This is a genomic window from Sporomusa malonica (genome assembly GCF_900176355.1).
GTDB classification, from domain to species: Bacteria; Bacillota; Negativicutes; order Sporomusales; family Sporomusaceae; genus Sporomusa; species Sporomusa malonica.
The window spans coordinates 241,207-257,044 of record NZ_FWXI01000003.1 but is presented as its reverse complement, the minus strand read 5'-3'; the positions used below and the strand labels follow the sequence as shown (position 1 = coordinate 257,044).

The 15,838-nt window shown below is 42.1% G+C and carries 18 protein-coding genes; 16 read left to right on the top strand and 2 right to left on the bottom strand.

What is annotated here, in order from left to right:
- The first annotated feature begins 12 nt into the window (after window positions 1-12).
- From B9A22_RS25265 to ndk, 4 genes are all read left to right on the top strand, one after another.
- Complete coding sequence (locus tag B9A22_RS25265; protein WP_176215399.1) at window positions 13-180, top strand: hypothetical protein; 168 nt, start codon at window positions 13-15, stop codon at window positions 178-180.
- 43 nt (window positions 181-223) lie between these two features.
- Entirely contained in the window at window positions 224-1,891 is a 1,668-nt protein-coding gene (locus B9A22_RS04855) for a formate--tetrahydrofolate ligase (protein WP_084574574.1), read from the top strand.
- A 96-nt stretch (window positions 1,892-1,987) separates the two neighbouring features.
- A complete protein-coding gene (locus B9A22_RS04850; RefSeq protein WP_084574573.1) occupies window positions 1,988-2,194 on the top strand; it encodes a hypothetical protein in 207 nt (68 codons plus the stop codon).
- A 45-nt stretch (window positions 2,195-2,239) separates the two neighbouring features.
- The gene (ndk, locus tag B9A22_RS04845) at window positions 2,240-2,665 is read left to right on the top strand and encodes a nucleoside-diphosphate kinase (RefSeq protein WP_217805879.1); all 426 of its coding nucleotides are present in this window, start codon (window positions 2,240-2,242) and stop codon (window positions 2,663-2,665) included.
- Window positions 2,666-2,804: 139 nt separating this feature from the next.
- Here the strand turns inward: ndk and B9A22_RS04840 are convergent, their stop codons facing one another.
- Complete coding sequence (locus tag B9A22_RS04840) at window positions 2,805-3,197, bottom strand: pyridoxamine 5'-phosphate oxidase family protein (RefSeq protein WP_084574572.1); 393 nt, start codon at window positions 3,195-3,197, stop codon at window positions 2,805-2,807.
- 118 nt (window positions 3,198-3,315) lie between these two features.
- Here B9A22_RS04840 and B9A22_RS04835 point away from each other — a divergent pair, with 118 nt between their 5' ends.
- Entirely contained in the window at window positions 3,316-3,660 is a 345-nt protein-coding gene (locus B9A22_RS04835; RefSeq protein ID WP_084574571.1) for a winged helix-turn-helix transcriptional regulator, read from the top strand.
- 351 nt (window positions 3,661-4,011) lie between these two features.
- Here the strand turns inward: B9A22_RS04835 and B9A22_RS04830 are convergent, their stop codons facing one another.
- Window positions 4,012-4,905 carry a LysR family transcriptional regulator gene (locus B9A22_RS04830; protein WP_084574570.1) on the bottom strand — a complete coding sequence of 298 codons (894 nt, stop codon included), beginning with the start codon at window positions 4,903-4,905 and terminating at the stop codon, window positions 4,012-4,014.
- A gap of 257 nt (window positions 4,906-5,162) precedes the next feature.
- Between B9A22_RS04830 and B9A22_RS04825 the strand changes: the two genes are divergently transcribed.
- The 11 genes from B9A22_RS04825 to B9A22_RS04775 all read left to right on the top strand — a co-directional run bounded on the left by B9A22_RS04825 (window position 5,163) and on the right by B9A22_RS04775 (window position 15,731).
- Window positions 5,163-6,275: a uroporphyrinogen decarboxylase family protein gene (locus B9A22_RS04825; RefSeq protein ID WP_084574569.1), complete on the top strand. Its 1,113-nt coding sequence runs from the start codon at window positions 5,163-5,165 to the stop codon at window positions 6,273-6,275.
- A 69-nt stretch (window positions 6,276-6,344) separates the two neighbouring features.
- Window positions 6,345-7,664 carry an S-layer homology domain-containing protein gene (locus tag B9A22_RS04820; protein ID WP_084574568.1) on the top strand — a complete coding sequence of 440 codons (1,320 nt, stop codon included), beginning with the start codon at window positions 6,345-6,347 and terminating at the stop codon, window positions 7,662-7,664.
- Window positions 7,665-7,697: 33 nt separating this feature from the next.
- A complete protein-coding gene (locus tag B9A22_RS04815) occupies window positions 7,698-8,804 on the top strand; it encodes a uroporphyrinogen decarboxylase family protein (protein WP_084574567.1) in 1,107 nt (368 codons plus the stop codon).
- Between the two features lie 214 nt (window positions 8,805-9,018).
- The gene (locus B9A22_RS04810) at window positions 9,019-9,843 is read left to right on the top strand and encodes a methyl-accepting chemotaxis protein (protein ID WP_084574566.1); all 825 of its coding nucleotides are present in this window, start codon (window positions 9,019-9,021) and stop codon (window positions 9,841-9,843) included.
- A 313-nt stretch (window positions 9,844-10,156) separates the two neighbouring features.
- Window positions 10,157-10,960, top strand: coding sequence for a methyltetrahydrofolate cobalamin methyltransferase (locus B9A22_RS04805; protein WP_084574565.1), 804 nt, complete (start codon window positions 10,157-10,159; stop codon window positions 10,958-10,960).
- A gap of 54 nt (window positions 10,961-11,014) precedes the next feature.
- Window positions 11,015-11,644 (top strand): cobalamin B12-binding domain-containing protein, encoded by a 630-nt coding sequence (locus B9A22_RS04800; protein WP_084574564.1) that lies wholly within the window; start codon window positions 11,015-11,017, stop codon window positions 11,642-11,644.
- 80 nt (window positions 11,645-11,724) lie between these two features.
- Window positions 11,725-11,985, top strand: coding sequence for a hypothetical protein (locus B9A22_RS04795; protein WP_084574563.1), 261 nt, complete (start codon window positions 11,725-11,727; stop codon window positions 11,983-11,985).
- Window positions 11,986-12,080: 95 nt separating this feature from the next.
- Window positions 12,081-12,683 (top strand): GTP-binding protein, encoded by a 603-nt coding sequence (locus B9A22_RS04790; protein ID WP_084574562.1) that lies wholly within the window; start codon window positions 12,081-12,083, stop codon window positions 12,681-12,683.
- Window positions 12,667-13,062 (top strand): hypothetical protein, encoded by a 396-nt coding sequence (locus B9A22_RS04785; protein ID WP_084574561.1) that lies wholly within the window; start codon window positions 12,667-12,669, stop codon window positions 13,060-13,062. The genes B9A22_RS04790 and B9A22_RS04785 overlap by 17 nt, the downstream gene beginning before the upstream one ends.
- Before the next feature lie 140 nt (window positions 13,063-13,202).
- Window positions 13,203-15,056: an ASKHA domain-containing protein gene (locus tag B9A22_RS04780; protein WP_084574560.1), complete on the top strand. Its 1,854-nt coding sequence runs from the start codon at window positions 13,203-13,205 to the stop codon at window positions 15,054-15,056.
- A gap of 180 nt (window positions 15,057-15,236) precedes the next feature.
- Window positions 15,237-15,731 carry a YajQ family cyclic di-GMP-binding protein gene (locus B9A22_RS04775; protein ID WP_084574559.1) on the top strand — a complete coding sequence of 165 codons (495 nt, stop codon included), beginning with the start codon at window positions 15,237-15,239 and terminating at the stop codon, window positions 15,729-15,731.
- The last annotated feature ends 107 nt before the right edge of the window (window positions 15,732-15,838 follow it).

Here is a 15,838-nt window from a genome sequence, read left to right as displayed (position 1 = left end):
GGAGGCCCCAATATGAATCTGTCTTTGTGGTGTGAGCATGAGGAGAAGACATCAAAATATAGTACGGTTAAGTATTGTTTTGAAGACAAGGAAGTGCTGTTAAGAGTGCAAACTTGGATATGCCCGATATGCGGAGTTCACGGCTCAAATACAGAGGTGGCTCAAGCGGCAGATGCCTAAGAATTAACCGAAATTTAATTACGCATATTAGGGGGACTTATTTGTGAAAAGTGACGTTGAAATTGCACAAGAAGCCAAAATGAATGCTATTGTAGAAGTGGCTAAAGAATTAGAAATTCCTGCCGAAGAATTAGAACTCTACGGAAATTACAAAGCTAAAGTTTCTCTAAAAACCTGGGAGCGGATTAAAGACAGACCTAACGGCAAGCTAATTCTGGTCTCGGCTATTAATCCTACTCCCGCTGGTGAGGGCAAAACAACCACTACTGTAGGCTTGGGTGATTCACTCCGAAGAAAAGGCAAGAAAGTAGTAATTGCTCTCCGTGAACCATCATTGGGACCCTGTTTTGGTGTCAAGGGCGGTGCCGCAGGTGGCGGTTATTCTCAGGTAGTACCGATGGAAGATATCAATCTTCACTTTACCGGCGATTTTCATGCAATTACTACTGCGCATAATTTATTAGCGGCCATTCTCGATAATCACCTTCATCATGGCAATGCACTCGGTATAGACCCCCGCCGCATTACCTGGCGTCGCGTACTTGACCTTAATGAACGCGCACTGCGGTTTATCGTTTGTGGACTTGGCGGCAAAGCCAATGGCGTGCCGCGGGAAAGCGGGTTTGATATAACTGTTGCCTCTGAAATGATGGCCATTCTTTGTTTGGCTAAAGACCTTGACGATATGAAAGAGCGCATTGGCCGGATTATTATTGCTTATACGCATGACGGGAAACCTGTTACTCCTAATGATCTAAAAGTTACCGGTGCTTTAACGCTTCTATTTAAAGATGCTATTAAACCCAATCTTGTGCAAACACTGGAAAATACGCCTGCCTTCGTTCATGGCGGTCCGTTTGCTAATATTGCTCATGGCTGCAATAGTGTATCGGCGACTAAGTATGCCCTCAAACTAGCTGATTACTGTGTCACAGAGGCAGGGTTTGGCGCAGACTTGGGTGCAGAAAAATTCATTGATATCAAGTGCCGTTTTGCCGGCTTCCAACCCAGTGCAGTCGTTATCGTAGCTACAGTTCGTGCACTCAAGATGCATGGTGGCGTTCCCAAGAACGAATTAGCCGGTGAGAACATGGCAGCGTTGGAGAAAGGTCTTGCAAATCTTACTAAGCATATTGAAAACATTCAGCAATTTGGCCTGCCAGCTGTAGTAGCTATCAACGCTTTCCCAACAGATACTGCCAACGAGTTGAACTTTGTAGAAGAAAAATGTAATGCAATGGGCGCTGAAGTAGCATTATCTGAGGTATGGGCTAAAGGCAGCCTTGGTGGGCAGGTGCTGGCGGAAAAAGTGCTGGCTGCTTGTGAGAAGCCTAATAACTTTACCTTCGCTTATGATGAAAAAGCTCCGATAAAAGATAAAATTGCAGCTATTGCCACTAAAATCTACGGTGCTGACGGCGTTAACTACACAAGTGCCGCAGAAAAAACTATCCAAGAACTTACCACCATGGGTTTTGATAAAACCCCGATTTGCATGGCCAAGACCCAATACTCTCTAAGTGATGACATGACTAAGATGGGGCGTCCAACCGGATTTAAAGTTACCGTCCGCGAGGTAAGGGTTGCTGCTGGTGCCGGCTTTTTAGTAGCCATTACCGGCGAAATTATGACCATGCCCGGACTGCCTAAGGAACCCTCCGCGGTTAAAATGGATATCGATAATAGCGGTAAGATTGTTGGATTATTCTAGTCCACGAAGAATATAATTATTAAAAACAAGGAAAGCTGTCGGCATATATATCTGATGGCTTTCCTCGTTTTAGCATATCAATAGAGGTGAATGAAAATGCAAAGTGATGCTTCGCGTGTCCAACAGGATACTGACAATGATTTGCAACTGCTTGCGGAAAGCTTCCAAAAGGCTTGCAAGATAATGTGCGATTCTGGAAAGGAGCATCGCGAAATAGCTCAGATTATTAGGCAGATGGCTGCAATCGCAAGAGAAATATGCTCACTATCTGAATATGAAGTACCTACAATGAGAAAATCGTAGGATTGACGCGATTAATACTTTTAGATCTGGAGGTAATATAAATATATGAATACCATAGAAAGTACGCTTGTATTGTTGAAACCGGACGCAGTTAAGAGGAAGTTATGTGGTGAGATCATTAGCCGTTTTGAACGGCGCGGACTTGACATTTCTGCGCTCAAGCTAGTGCGGCTGACTCGGGATGTCGCTGCTAAGCATTATGAGGAACATCAGGATAAACCTTTTTATCCGGCTTTGCTTGAATTTATTACTTCAGGACCGGTTATGGCAATTGTGGTTACCGGACCGCATGCGGTCAGCATAGTGCGGAAAATGATGGGGGCTACGAATCCAGCCGAGGCTCAGCCAGGCACGATACGCGGTGACTATGCTACGACTATGGATAATAATATTGTGCATGGTTCAGATAGTGTTGTAAGTGCTAAGCGGGAAATTGCGATTTATTTTACTGTAGGGGAAGTTTATGGATAATATATACATATAATGGTTTTAATCATATCATATCTATCGGCGGAAAGTGATGGAAATAGTTAAAGAATCAACAACCCAAGAGCGGGCTGTTGATTCTTTTTTTATGAGAGTTTATTTGACAATAGAAATTGTTTTAAAATTAAAGGTTAACAGTCTTGCTTTCACCAGTCATTGAACAAAAATTCGCAATGGCATTCTCAAGATAGAAAATTTCAAAAATCTCATCTTCCACAGAGTACATCTGTTTTAGCATTGGCAGTGCATCTAGTGCCTGGGCTTTAGCTTCTTTTGTAGTGCAGAATACAGCTTTGCCGCTTAGGCGCAACCACCTTCCATTTTTTGACGCACAAATTTCAATATTCGGATTTGCCATTAGTTGTGCATAAAACGGTTTTTGGTTGCTTGTGGCAAAGCAGAGCTTGCCTTCATGCTCCATTGCGAAGCTGAATGGACGAACTCTTGGCTGGTTGCCATCAACTGTGGAAACGAAGAATATTCCACAGTCTTGAAGAAAATTAAAAACTTCATTCATAGTATGACCTCCAATAATTTTGTTAGTTATAGTATAATTATATGTGTTGATAATATTATAACAAGTATGCAGATTATTATTACTAAGTAAGTTTTTTGTGAGTATAGGAGGTTGAAGCGTGAAAGAAATTAAAACTTTTTCAATAAAAGATGATTTATGTCCTGTTGGCTTTGCATTAAAGGTTATAGAAGGTAAGTGGAAGTTACCGATACTTTGGGTGCTTTGTCAAAACGGGACGCTTAGATACAACGAATTAAAAAAGAGTATTTTAGGAATAACCAATATGATGCTGACAAGTTCACTTAAAGAGCTTGAGGAAAGTGGAATTGTTAATAGAGTACAGTACAACGAAATACCACCACGTGTTGAATATTCATTAACAGAGATTGGAAACAGACTTCTGCCAGTTCTTGATGAATTTGCAAAATGGGGCCAAGAATTGATTGGAATTAAGAAGCTGTGAAAGTAAATTGTAGGCGCGGGTAGTGTTCAAGAGACGATCATATTACTTAGTTTAGTGCAGTTGATCATATTAACCCTCCTTGGTGTGGGAATCTGCCCAGGAAGAGCTGATTGCTATTCAGGCAAAGGTGGCTGAAAAAAAGATAGTGAATACAACCGGATAAATAAAATAACAAGGGGATGTGTTGAAACTATGTTTCAGCACATCCCCTTGTTTTATCCTTACATTGCTGTCAATTTCTTAACAATTCTATTAGTGCCAGTTTGTGTGTTAAGCAAGATTTATATAGAGAAAACACGCTACTTATTACCACAGTTTGTGATGATCCAATCTAGCATGAGGTAGTTGTGTTCATGCCTTAATAGTTTCAAGTACCTTGAGGAAAAGTGGAATAGCAGGGTTATGATGTTCCTTCTTCCAGACGGCCATTACATTAGCAACAGCATCGTCTCCCTGCATATCAACTATGGAAATGCTCGAGTGTATGTGATGATTGATTGAATGATCTTTGACCGTAAATGAAACACCAATACCCGCTTCTACTTGCCAATATACGCTTTCCATGCGCGTTGTTTTACTAGCGATATCTGGTGTAAATCCTCGCTTTTTACAAGCGTCCATGATCCAGTCAAAGCCCTGTTGGCATTCTGCTTCATATAGCATAATGAAAGAATCATTAGCTAAACAAGAGATATCAATAGAAGTCTCGTGGGCGTATTTATGATCATTTGGCAACAAAAAGCATAAAGGACTCCTATGAATTAAAAGGTTCATGAAACGGCTGGTTTTTGACTCAGTTCCTAGCAGTACAGTAAAGCCAAGATCCAAATCTTCAGATTCTAAACCATTCTCTATCATTTTGAGGGTGAGTAGGCGAATATCCAGACTTATTTGTGGATAAAGAGACCTGAATTTTCTTAGGGCGTGGGGTAGAAAGGCATCTTCAAGTCCAAAACAGCCGATTTTTAGGTTGCCACGTATTCCGCGCTGAGCTAGCTTAGTTTTTTCGACAACTTCGGCAACCTTATCGATGAGAATAGCGCCTTCTCTAAGTAGCGTTTTGCCTGATGCTGTCAATTCAAGTGAACGGTGGTGGCGAAAAAATAATTCAACCCCTAATTCCTCTTCTAGTTCAGCAATTTGTTTACTTAGAGCCGACTGACCTATATATATACGTTTGGCAGCCTCGGTAAAGCTTAGACATTGTGCAACCATTAAAAAAGAACGTAAACTACGGATATCCATAGGAAATCATCCTCCGGCATGCTAAGAAATCACTAATCTAATAATAGTATAAAATCCGCTAAAAAGGTAGAAATCTTAAAGAATTAGCACGATTTTTGGGAATAGTTTTCGGAATTATAGGAATTTGACGGCAATTACATTATGGGACTACCATTATAGTATAAGAATGCATGAAGATTTCGCTAATTATGTAGACATGTAAATGCTATCTTATGCAGAGGACTAAATAGTCTAGAAGTGATGTAAAGGAGGATGCTATGGAAAGTCGTCAGCAATTATTTAGTACACATTTCAACAGGCTTATTACTGCAATCTCAGGCGGAACACCAGACCGAGTGCCGGTCGTTCTAGCTGCCGATTCTTTTTTTGCCCGGCACATGGAAGTATCTTTAGCCGACTATCTTGAAGATCTGGAGGGAAGTAGTCAAACCAATTTGAAATCACTAGCCCAACTTGGCGAGATCGATGGTATTCAGTATTTAGTACCTTGCGTTCATGCTTTAGGGGCGGCAACTTTCGCCAAGGTAAAACTGCCAGGGAGGGAATTACCCCCTGATGCTCAATGGCAAATTGATGAAATCTCCCCGATGTCTGTGGAAGATTATGATGTCATTTTAGATAAAGGGTTTGCCTATTATCAACAGCAAGTATTTGAAAAGTATCTGCCGCTTGCTGTACCTGATTTGCAAAAGTACGTATCGTCTGACTGGCAGAAAATAGTTACGAACTATGTTAATGCGGGTATTGTGCCATTTAGCCCACAAATCTTTGGGGTTCCCTTTGATGTTCTTTCAAGTGCCAGGGGGATGGCTAACTTAACAAAAGATTTGTATCGAATACCAGATAAGGTAGAAGCAGTACTAGATGTTATTACCACAGAACTGATTGCTATGATAAAAATGCAAATCGATCAGATTAAACCATTTGCTGTCTTTACAGGAGCAACTCGGTGTGCGCCAGAATATATGTCGGCTAAAATGTGGGAACGTTTTGCTCTGCCGTTTCTTAAAAGGCAGGTAGAAGCAGTAGTTGACTCAGGGGCTTATGCATTACTCCATTGGGACAATAATTGGACCCGAGCTATTGAACATTTACGCGAGTTCCCCAAAGGTAAGTGTATCTTATCTTCCGATAGTAATACTGATTTATATAAGGCCAAAAAAGCATTGAGTGGTCATATGTGTATCATGGGTGATGTGCCTGCAGCCATGCTTACATTGGGAACACCAGATGAAGTATACCAGTACAGCAGAAAATTAATTAACGATTTAGGGCCGGATGGCTTCATTTTGGCCGTGGGCTGCTGTACTCCTCTTAATGCAAAACCTGAGAATGTTAAAGCCATGATTTCCGCGGCTACTGGTAAATAGAAGGGATTTAGCGCCTTATAAAGAGACGATGTTGGTTCCTTAAAAATACAAGAATGGGTGGGGAAAATAATGAAAAAACCGTTAATTACCCTCGTTATACTGATGGTCTTTTGCATTTCCAATCTGGCATTTGCTGCAGGTAGTACCTTTAGTGACCTTCCGGCTAAACACTGGGCATATGATGCCGTGAAGAAGCTGGCTGATGCTGGTGTAATTGATGGAGTTGGCGATGGCACTTTCCGTGGCGACAAAACTATGACAAGGTATGAAATGGCTCTTATTGTAGCCAATGCTCTTACTAAGGAAGAAAAAGCGAATGCCGAAACCAAGGCTGTACTGGAAAAGTTGTCGGCTGAGTTTTCGAAGGAATTGACAAGTATTGGTGTACGTGTCAAAACTCTGGAGGACAAGGATACTAATAGCTTGAAATTTTCAGGCGTAGCGCGAATCAGGCATGAATGGACCGAGAATCCGCGCCCACTTGTACCTGACGCTGCTCTTGGAGGGGACCCATATTACACTGGTCAACCATCGGATAAATCGGAACTCCGCACTGCATTATACGTATTTGTAGACAAAAAGTTTGACAGCAACAATTACTTTCACGCTACAATCGGAAATGACTCAATATCAGGAGATACGAGAACTGATAGCTCAGTTCAGTTTGAGGAAGCGTATTATGTAAGTAAGAATGGCAATTTTGAGTGGTCTGCAGGCAGATTTATTCCTACAGTCGGCAAAGGACTATTGTTTAATGCGCCCTATGTAGATGGTGGAAAAGTGAGTTTTGGCAAAGATATGAAAACAACTATTTATTCTGGTAAGAAAACAGATTATACATGGTTACTAGCTGATACGCAATTTAAATTAAACAAGAATACCAAGATGCTATTTGCTTACACTTCCAATAATAAAGGTTCTGACACAGGTCTCGATTTTTATGATTCAAAAGCAGTGGGATTGGAATACACCGGGATACCTAATTTCAACCTGCAAGGTGAGTATGGCGTAAATACTGCAACCAATGCTAAGCTCTTTAATGGTGGCGATTCGCCTAAGGGAATGTATATCAGGGCAAAATATAAGGGGGCAAATCCATTTGCAGTAGGAACGTTAGGTGCTTGGGTAGGGTATCGGAAGGCTGACAATGGTTTTGATATATTACAATATACTGGCGCATTAACCGCTCCCAATAACTGGACATATCCTGCGCAAAGTAGCAGTATCAACGATGTTCAAGGTTTTGAATATGGATTTGAAGTAACAGTTGCGCCACAGGCAATGCTTTCAGTTATCTATGGTGATTTGGAAGCTGTAAAAGTAGGCGGCTTAGGTTTACCGGATAAGAGTCAGAAATTCTTGATTAGCCAGTTAACCTGGATTTTCTAATCTAAAATAATTCATTCAATAAGGAGTGTTATCGTGAAAACTGCACAAGAGTTGCTTTTAGAACGCAAGACCAGGATTAATAAAGCTATCGCTTTGGAGAAACCAGACAGAACACCGGTAGTACTTATGATGGATTCTTTCTGTGCATATCATATGGGTGTTAAAATGTCAGAATTTTGCTCAAGTCTTAAAACTCAGAATCAAGTAATGCTTAAATCCTTAAAAACTTTTGGGGATGTTGATGGTTCAAATAGTGCATTTGCAGGTGGGCCGTTATTTCCGTTGATTTTTATGTCCCACGTTAAGATGCCTGGTAAAGAGCTCCCGGATGATGCCCTGTGGCAGTTGGACGAAAGAGAAGTAATGACTACTGACGATTACGACACCATTCTTAATAAGGGATGGGGCCCGTTTTATCAGGATTATTTGATTAATCGGCTGAATTACAACCTAGGTCCGATTATGGGGGAATTGGCTGATACGCCCCAAATGGTTAAAAATATTGAAGATGAGGGGTATGTGCTATATAGCCCGATAGTAACTGCAACGGTTAATGAACTTCTCGGCGGCGGACGCTCTCTGCCAAAGCTAATGAGAGATTTATACAAAATGCCGGATAAGGTGGAAGCCGTTCTCGATGTCATTCAAAAAGATACTCTTGATATGTTGCGTCAACAAATCCGCGCTACTAAGTCGACAGTCGTATTTATGTCTCCCGCACGAGGTGCTGGTGAATTTTTCTCTCCCAAGCTGTGGGAGCGCTTTGTTTGGAAATACCTAAAAGGAATGGCTGATGTAATTATTGAAGAGGGTGCCATAGCTAACCTTCACATCGATTCAAACTGGGAACGCGACCTTGATTACTTCCGTTCATTTCCAAAAGGTAAGTGTGTATTTGAAACTGACAACGCTACCAATATATATAAAATAAAAGAAGTTCTTGGCGATCGCATGTGTATTAAAGGAGATGTTCCTGCAGCTAAGCTTGCTCTAGGTACACCGGATGAGGTATACAACTACTGCACGCAATTAATTAAAGACATGGGGTCCGGTTTTATCTTATCTTCAGGTTGCTCAATTCCACCTAATGCAAGAGTAGAAAACGTTAAGGCTATGATTTCTGCCGCTACCGGAAAATAGATATGAAGTAGAAGCTTTCAATAGATTCTACTCGACCAGATGGTAATCTATTTATTGATGGGCGATTAGGTTGTTTTATTCTAATTGTTTTTTGGAAAGCATCTTTGCTGCTATAGGAGTGTTGGTTTTTTAGCACTTTTGCCAGGCAGCGGAGATGCTTTCTGAGTGGCAGTTAATAGTTATTTTATAGTGCAAGCAGCAGGAGAAATCGCATATGAACAAAATGGAAGCCTTGACAATGTGTTTTGATATTATTAAAGCAGCCTGTCCTGTAGGCTCAGGAATAATGTTAATAGATAAAAATAGGGTCGTAATAGCTATAATTGAGGCAGATATTAAAGTCACATTGCCAGCACCGAAGGTGGGAGAAAGGATTCCCGAGGAAAATCCGATTTTGCAGTGTTTGGAAACTAAATGTTTGTCAACGGATATAATTCCCAAAGAATTGTACGGAGTTAAATTGAGAGCTACCACTATTCCGGTAATTGATGCAACTGGAGATGTTCTTGGAATTTTGAGTGTTGTTTCCTCCCTCGAATTACAAGATAAATTACTTACTGCTGCTGAAACCATGGCAGCTTCTACGGAGCAGATTACTGCCACTACGGAGGAAATGGGTGCAAACGCTGTTGGCTTAGTTAGTAGATTGGGCACGGCTAAGGCTGGCGGGGAAAGTGTGCGGGCTAAAATTGAAAAGACTGATGAAATCTTGAAGTTTGTCAGTGATGTAGCCGCTAACTCCAACCTTTTGGGGCTCAACGCAGCCATTGAAGCAGCACGAGCTGGTGAACATGGCCGGGGCTTTGCTGTAGTTGCTGATGAAATTAGGAAAATGGCGGTCAACAGCGCCAATTCGGTCAATGAAATTAAAAAGCTTCTACAGGCAATCAATATTGACACTACCGAAGTTGTTGATACAATTACCAGCACCTTTGAGCTTAGTCAACGCCAAGCGGAAGCAAATGAAGAAATTGTATCAGTTATGCAGGGAATAGCATCTATTGCCTGCGAAGTAGAGACACTGGCTGGAAAAGCATAGGTTTTTACGAAAGCGAAGTGATTTTTGGATGATATACACTACAAACTAAACTAAAGTGAAATAAATCCTACATAAGTAGCAGTAAAGAATTTGAGAGAAACTAGGCGTAATTGTCTGGTTTTTGCGTTTTAACAGTCACTGCTAGAAAAATTAAAGAGCTAGGCCTGATAGGCTTACTCTATATATAACGATGAGAAAGTGCGATTTTTTTGAAATGTGAGATAAATAGTATTGACAAGATGTAGAGCTAGAGTTATTCTATATATAGATGTATATACAACACGTGTGAGTCGATAGGAGGAGTAAAGATTAAATGCTAATCATCGGGGAACTTATTAATACCAGCCGCAAGGCCATTCGTGAAGCTGTTGACACAAGAAACGCAGCATATATTCAAGAGGTTGCTAAACAGCAAGAAGCTGCCGGTGCCCATTATTTAGATGTAAACTGTGGTACTATGGTCGGTCAGGAGATTGAATGTATGGAATGGCTGGTTAATACCATCCAAGAGGTTACAGATCTGCCTCTGTGCATTGACAGTCCTGACGTGAATGCCTTAAGAGCCGGACTTACTCTGGCTAAGACTACCAATGGTAAGCGCATGATAAACTCGACAACGGCTGAAACAGCACGTTACCAAGCAGTTATTCCACTGGTTAAAGAGTTTAATGCTAAGATTGTTGCTCTTTGTATTGAAGATGCCGGTATGCCGGAAACGGCAGAAGACCGCTTGCGCATTGCCAGCAAGCTGATTGATGATATGGAGAAAGAAGGCATCAATCAAGATGACATCTACATTGATCCGTTGATCAAGCCGTTAAGCACCAATGACAAGTATGGCAAGTCTGTATTAGACGCCATTTACGCCATTAAGACAAAATATCCTGCCGTACACTTAACCTGCGGTTTGAGCAATATCTCCTACGGTTTTCCGAATCGGGCTGTACTCAACCGGCTGTTTGTAGTACAAACCATGACTGTGGGCATGGACGGTTATATCCTAAACCCAACCGACAAAGCAATGATGGGTGTGGTATACGCAGGACAGGCCCTGCTGGGTAACGATAGATACTGCACTAAATATCTGAAGGCTCATAGAAAAGGACTTTACGAATAATTTACTTGCGTATTCAGGCCTACTTCACAAATAATATAATTAGGGGGAGATTGTATGTCAAAGATTGATGTCGTAAAAGCGGTAACTGAGTTAGAGGAAGATTTAGTAATTGCTGGTGTAAAAGAACAAATTGCAGCTGGCGTGCCCGCAGTTGAGGTTCTTGCACAACTCCAGGCTGGTATGGAAGGCGTAGGCAAGCTGTATGAAGCTGGCGACTACTACCTGTCAGAATTGATTATGTCTGCAGAGGTATTTTCTAATGCAGCCGGTCTTCTTGGATCAGCTCTTGCCGATTCCGGCGACAGCAAAACCATCGGTACAGTCATCCTTGGCACTGTAAAAGACGACATTCACGATATCGGTAAAAATATTGTTTCCACAATTTTGAGCTGCAACGGCTTCAAAGTAGTGGATATCGGCGTAGACGCTCCTATCGAAACATTTGTTGAGGCAGTAAAAACTCATAACCCTGACGTAGTTGGCATGTTCTGTCTGCTGACCACTGCTTTTGATGTTATGAAAGAAACTGTAGCTGCCGTAAAAGCTACTGGTATTAAAACCACAGTTCTGGTTGGTGGCGGCCCGGTTGACCCGAGTGTTGCTACATGGTGCAGCGCAGATGGCTATTGTAAGAATGCCTACGATGCAGTTGAAATGTCGAAGAAGGCTTCAGGCGTTAACTAAGCCATCGTTATTCCTTGCGTCTAAACCTTGGATGTGCGCTATTATTTATTGATTTAAGTTGAAGGAGGGTGTCAGCTCATATGAATTGTAAGGATAAAGAAACAAAAGTCGGCGCAAGCGAGAATGAGTTTGATACCTTGCCGGATAGCCAGGACGCACATGCACAGTTGGATATTCAAAGTGATTGTAAAAAGTACTGTGAAACAAACTATGATCAGGATGAAATAGCTCCAATTATTGATAGAATATTAAGCATTGCAAAAGAAATATGCTGTCTATCTGAGCAGGAAGTCCCTGTAGAAGCTCCGCGTATCGCAAAAGGCTTCCTTAAAGTCAAATAATACGCTGGACCAATCCAACGGTGAACTCAATCCGGGTTGCTCTTTAGCAATCCGGATTGTCCTGCATAGGAGAATTAAAAGAAGCGGAGGAAAATATGCGTATTTTGCTTTTTGGTGGCTTCCTAGGCTCTGGTAAAACAACCACAATATTGCAAGTTGCTAAATATATTACTGAACAGAAGCAGGAAACAGTTGCACTTATTGAAAACGAAATCGGCGAAGCCGGTATTGATGATAAGCTTTTATCTGATAGCGGCTTGCAGGTGAGGCCGTTATTTGGCGGGTGCGTATGCTGCCAGATTACAAGTGATCTAATAACCGCAGTTCGGGAGATTCATGATACGATAAAGCCGGACTGGCTTGTCATTGAGATGACTGGTTTAGCCATTCCAGGCAATATTGCCAAGTTGATCAATGAATACTGCAATTTTTATTCTGGCTTTAAAACGATAACCCTTGTTGATATGGGGCGTTGGCCGGAGCTAAAAGAAATTCTCGGCCCGCTTGTTACCGGGCAGGTAGAGAAAACTGACCTTGTCATTATTAACAAAGCAGATATTGCTGGCTGTGACCAAGCTGAGATTATCAAGGACATTAAAGAAATAGTCAGCAGCGCCCCAATCATGGTTGCGAGTGCAGCCGGGAAACTGTCTCACGAGGTACTTGAGGAGGTAATTCGTTTTGGACAAACTCACTGATGCCGTAGTTTTTAGTAAGACGCATCATATTGATTTCGAAAAAGCAGTTACCAAGCCAATCCTTGAGAGACTTGCAAGGCAGCTCATACAAGACATTGGCAGACCTCTATCCCATAATGGCATTATCGTTGGGCATATCAAGGTGCTTGTCAAATTATCGGATGAAGAATTTTTATTTGTTTCGATTACAAGACTTGATCAGGTAGATTTTAAGATGTCGTCACACTGGACTACTGGATTAGACAATAAATATAGCAGTATCAAACTGGATATCAATGTACTGATCTTTGGGCATAGTGAAGAGGCCATAGAGAAAGTGGTAGACGGCTCACTCGCTAATTTACGCCGGGATAGTATGTGCCAAGACTGTACTAATTAATAGAGTAATATGCTGTTTCAGCGCATATCCAAATTGGGTAGGCGCGCTACATACATTCCGCCAAAGAAGAACTACCTTCAAATATATATAGTAGTTCTTCTTTTTGGCTTTCTGAACTCAATAGGAAAGAGGGTACAAACATGATTAAGCCATCCCCAACCTACCATTTACTAATCGAAGGTGATGACGGCAGATGTCTGGCGTGTTCACCGGAAGACACTATCTTGCGTTCACTCATCAACGGTGGCCTGTTTGTAGAAGCTAACTGTGGCGGCAGGGGTACGTGCGGTAAGTGTAAAGTACAAGTGATTGCAGGTCAGGTTACAAATAAAGAGGGACTGCCAATCAAGCCCAATCAAGATAATACTTATTTGGCGTGCCAGATTTATCCTCAAAGCGATATCACAATCCGGCTAAAAACAGCAGAAGCAAGTCAGAAGGGCCAAGCGTTAGACATAGTAAGTGATGGCGGGGCACCACTGATAAAAAAGGTGGTTCTTGCTCCGGTGTACCCAACAGTAGATAATCACTATTCGCTACAGGACATGATTGGACAAGCGTTAGCTGCACCGGGAGCAGTGGGCGGTGGTTCCAGTAGTCCTGTGCTTATTGATGATTCAGCCATGCTGCGACGGTTAGCGGCAGTTGTGGAAACCAAACCTGAGCTTATAACCGTTACTTTGCTTGATAATAAAGCCATGGCAATTGAGGCACATGATACGTCAAGTGTGCTGTACGGTGTGGCGTTTGATATAGGTACAACTACAGTTGTAGGAATGTTGGTAGATCTTAATGTGGGAAAGGTAGTTGAAGTACGTTCGAGGAATAACCCGCAAGCATCGCTGGGGGCGGACGTTATCTCGCGGATTCAAGCGACACATGAGCTGGAGGGCGGACTGGAAAGGCTGTCTCAGCTTATTAGGTATTGTTTGAACCAAATCATTGCTGAATTATGTACTGCAGCTGGCATTGATCCAAACCAAGTATATGCTGTAACCATTGCCGGTAATGCCACTATGGCTCATTTGGTCTTAGAGATTTCGCCATCAACTTTGGTACGTAAGCCTTATGCAGCTTTATTTAAGTACATGTCGCCGCTTAATCCCCAGGATATTGAACTGGAGATAAACCCTCAAGGAAAAATCATGGTATTGCCTAATATTGCAAGTTTCGTTGGCTCAGATACGACGGCCGCCATTCTGGCTGTAGATCAAGACATTTCGGAAACCCCAATGCTGATGGTTGATTTGGGAACAAATGGTGAAATGGTTATTGGGGATGGCAACAAGCTATATGCATGTTCAACAGCTGCTGGGCCCGCATTTGAAGGTGCGCATATACGGGATGGCATGCGTGCTGCTGATGGCGCTATTGCCGATGTTGTTATTACAGAACAGGCGGTCTTGGTGCAAACGATTGGCAGTGCTAAGCCAACTGGTATATGCGGGTCAGGTATTGTAAAGGCAGTTGCAGAGCTGGTGAAAGCCGGTATATTAGACCCGAGTGGACGGTTTAATAAGTCAGCAGCCGCAAAACTGCCGGTATCGCTTTGTCAACGTTTGAAAAATAACGATGGCCAATGGGAGTTTGTTCTTGTCGAAGGGAAACAAACGGCTAGCGGAACTGACATCTCCATTACTCAAGCTGACGTCCGTCAGATCCAACTGGTAAAGTCATCTATCTGTACAGGCATTCACTTCCTAATGGAAAAGCTGCCGCCTGAAACTGTATTTAAAGTATGCTTAGCAGGCGCTTTTGGTAATTACGTTGATATTGATAGTGCTTTACGGATTGGAATGCTGCCGGGATTTAAGAAAGAATGTGTCTGCTCTGTCGGAAATGCGGCTGGTACCGGCGCAGTTCAGGCCCTATTATCTGCAGATAAAATGCAGAGATGCGTGACTATTGCCAGTAAAGTCGGCTATTTAGAATTGGCAGCTCAGCCCGGCTTTCAGAATAGGTTTTTGAAAAATCTCAGTTTCCCCAAAGCCTAATTTCATATTCCCAACTATAAAGGGGCAGGGTTAATCATAGCCTTGCTCCTTTACGTCTACGCCTAAGGTCTGTAATAAAGGGATGAATTAAGGTAAATCAGCAGGTTTCTTGGACAAAATAGCGAAATATGGTATTATATTTCTGATAAATGTTTTTTTGTGTGAAAGGGGTTACTGGTTATGGCGAAAGATTGTTCCTTCGATATTGTGTCAGAGGTAGATATGCAGGAAATGGATAATGCTGTAAATCAGGCTACCAAGGAGATTGCGCAGCGCTATGATTTTAAAGGCAGCAAAGCTGAAATGGTTCTTGATAAGGAAACCTTAAAATTATCGGCTGAAGACGACTATAAGCTTGGGGCCATGATTGACATTCTCAGAAGCAAAATGGTTAAGCGTAACGTGCCTTTAAAATGTCTGGATATCGGTAAGATCGAGTCTGCTTTCAGCGGTACGGTGAAACAAACTGTTACTATCCAAAAAGGCATCAGCAAGGAAAAGGGCAAAGAGGTAATTGCCTATATTAAAGAGCAGAAGCTCAAAGTTCAGGCGCAAATTATGGATGACCAACTGCGGGTAACTGGCGCTAAAAAGGATGATTTGCAGGCAGTGATTCATAAGCTGAGAGAAAAAGATTTTGGTGTAGAATTGCAGTACATAAACTTCCGCTCGTAAACATGAGAAATCCGCTAAGGTTAGTCTTAGCGGATTTTTCTCCTGATAGAAAGTATAACTTTCTCCTGGATAAGGGCAACATCGGCTTCTGCTTTCGCCAAAGGCTC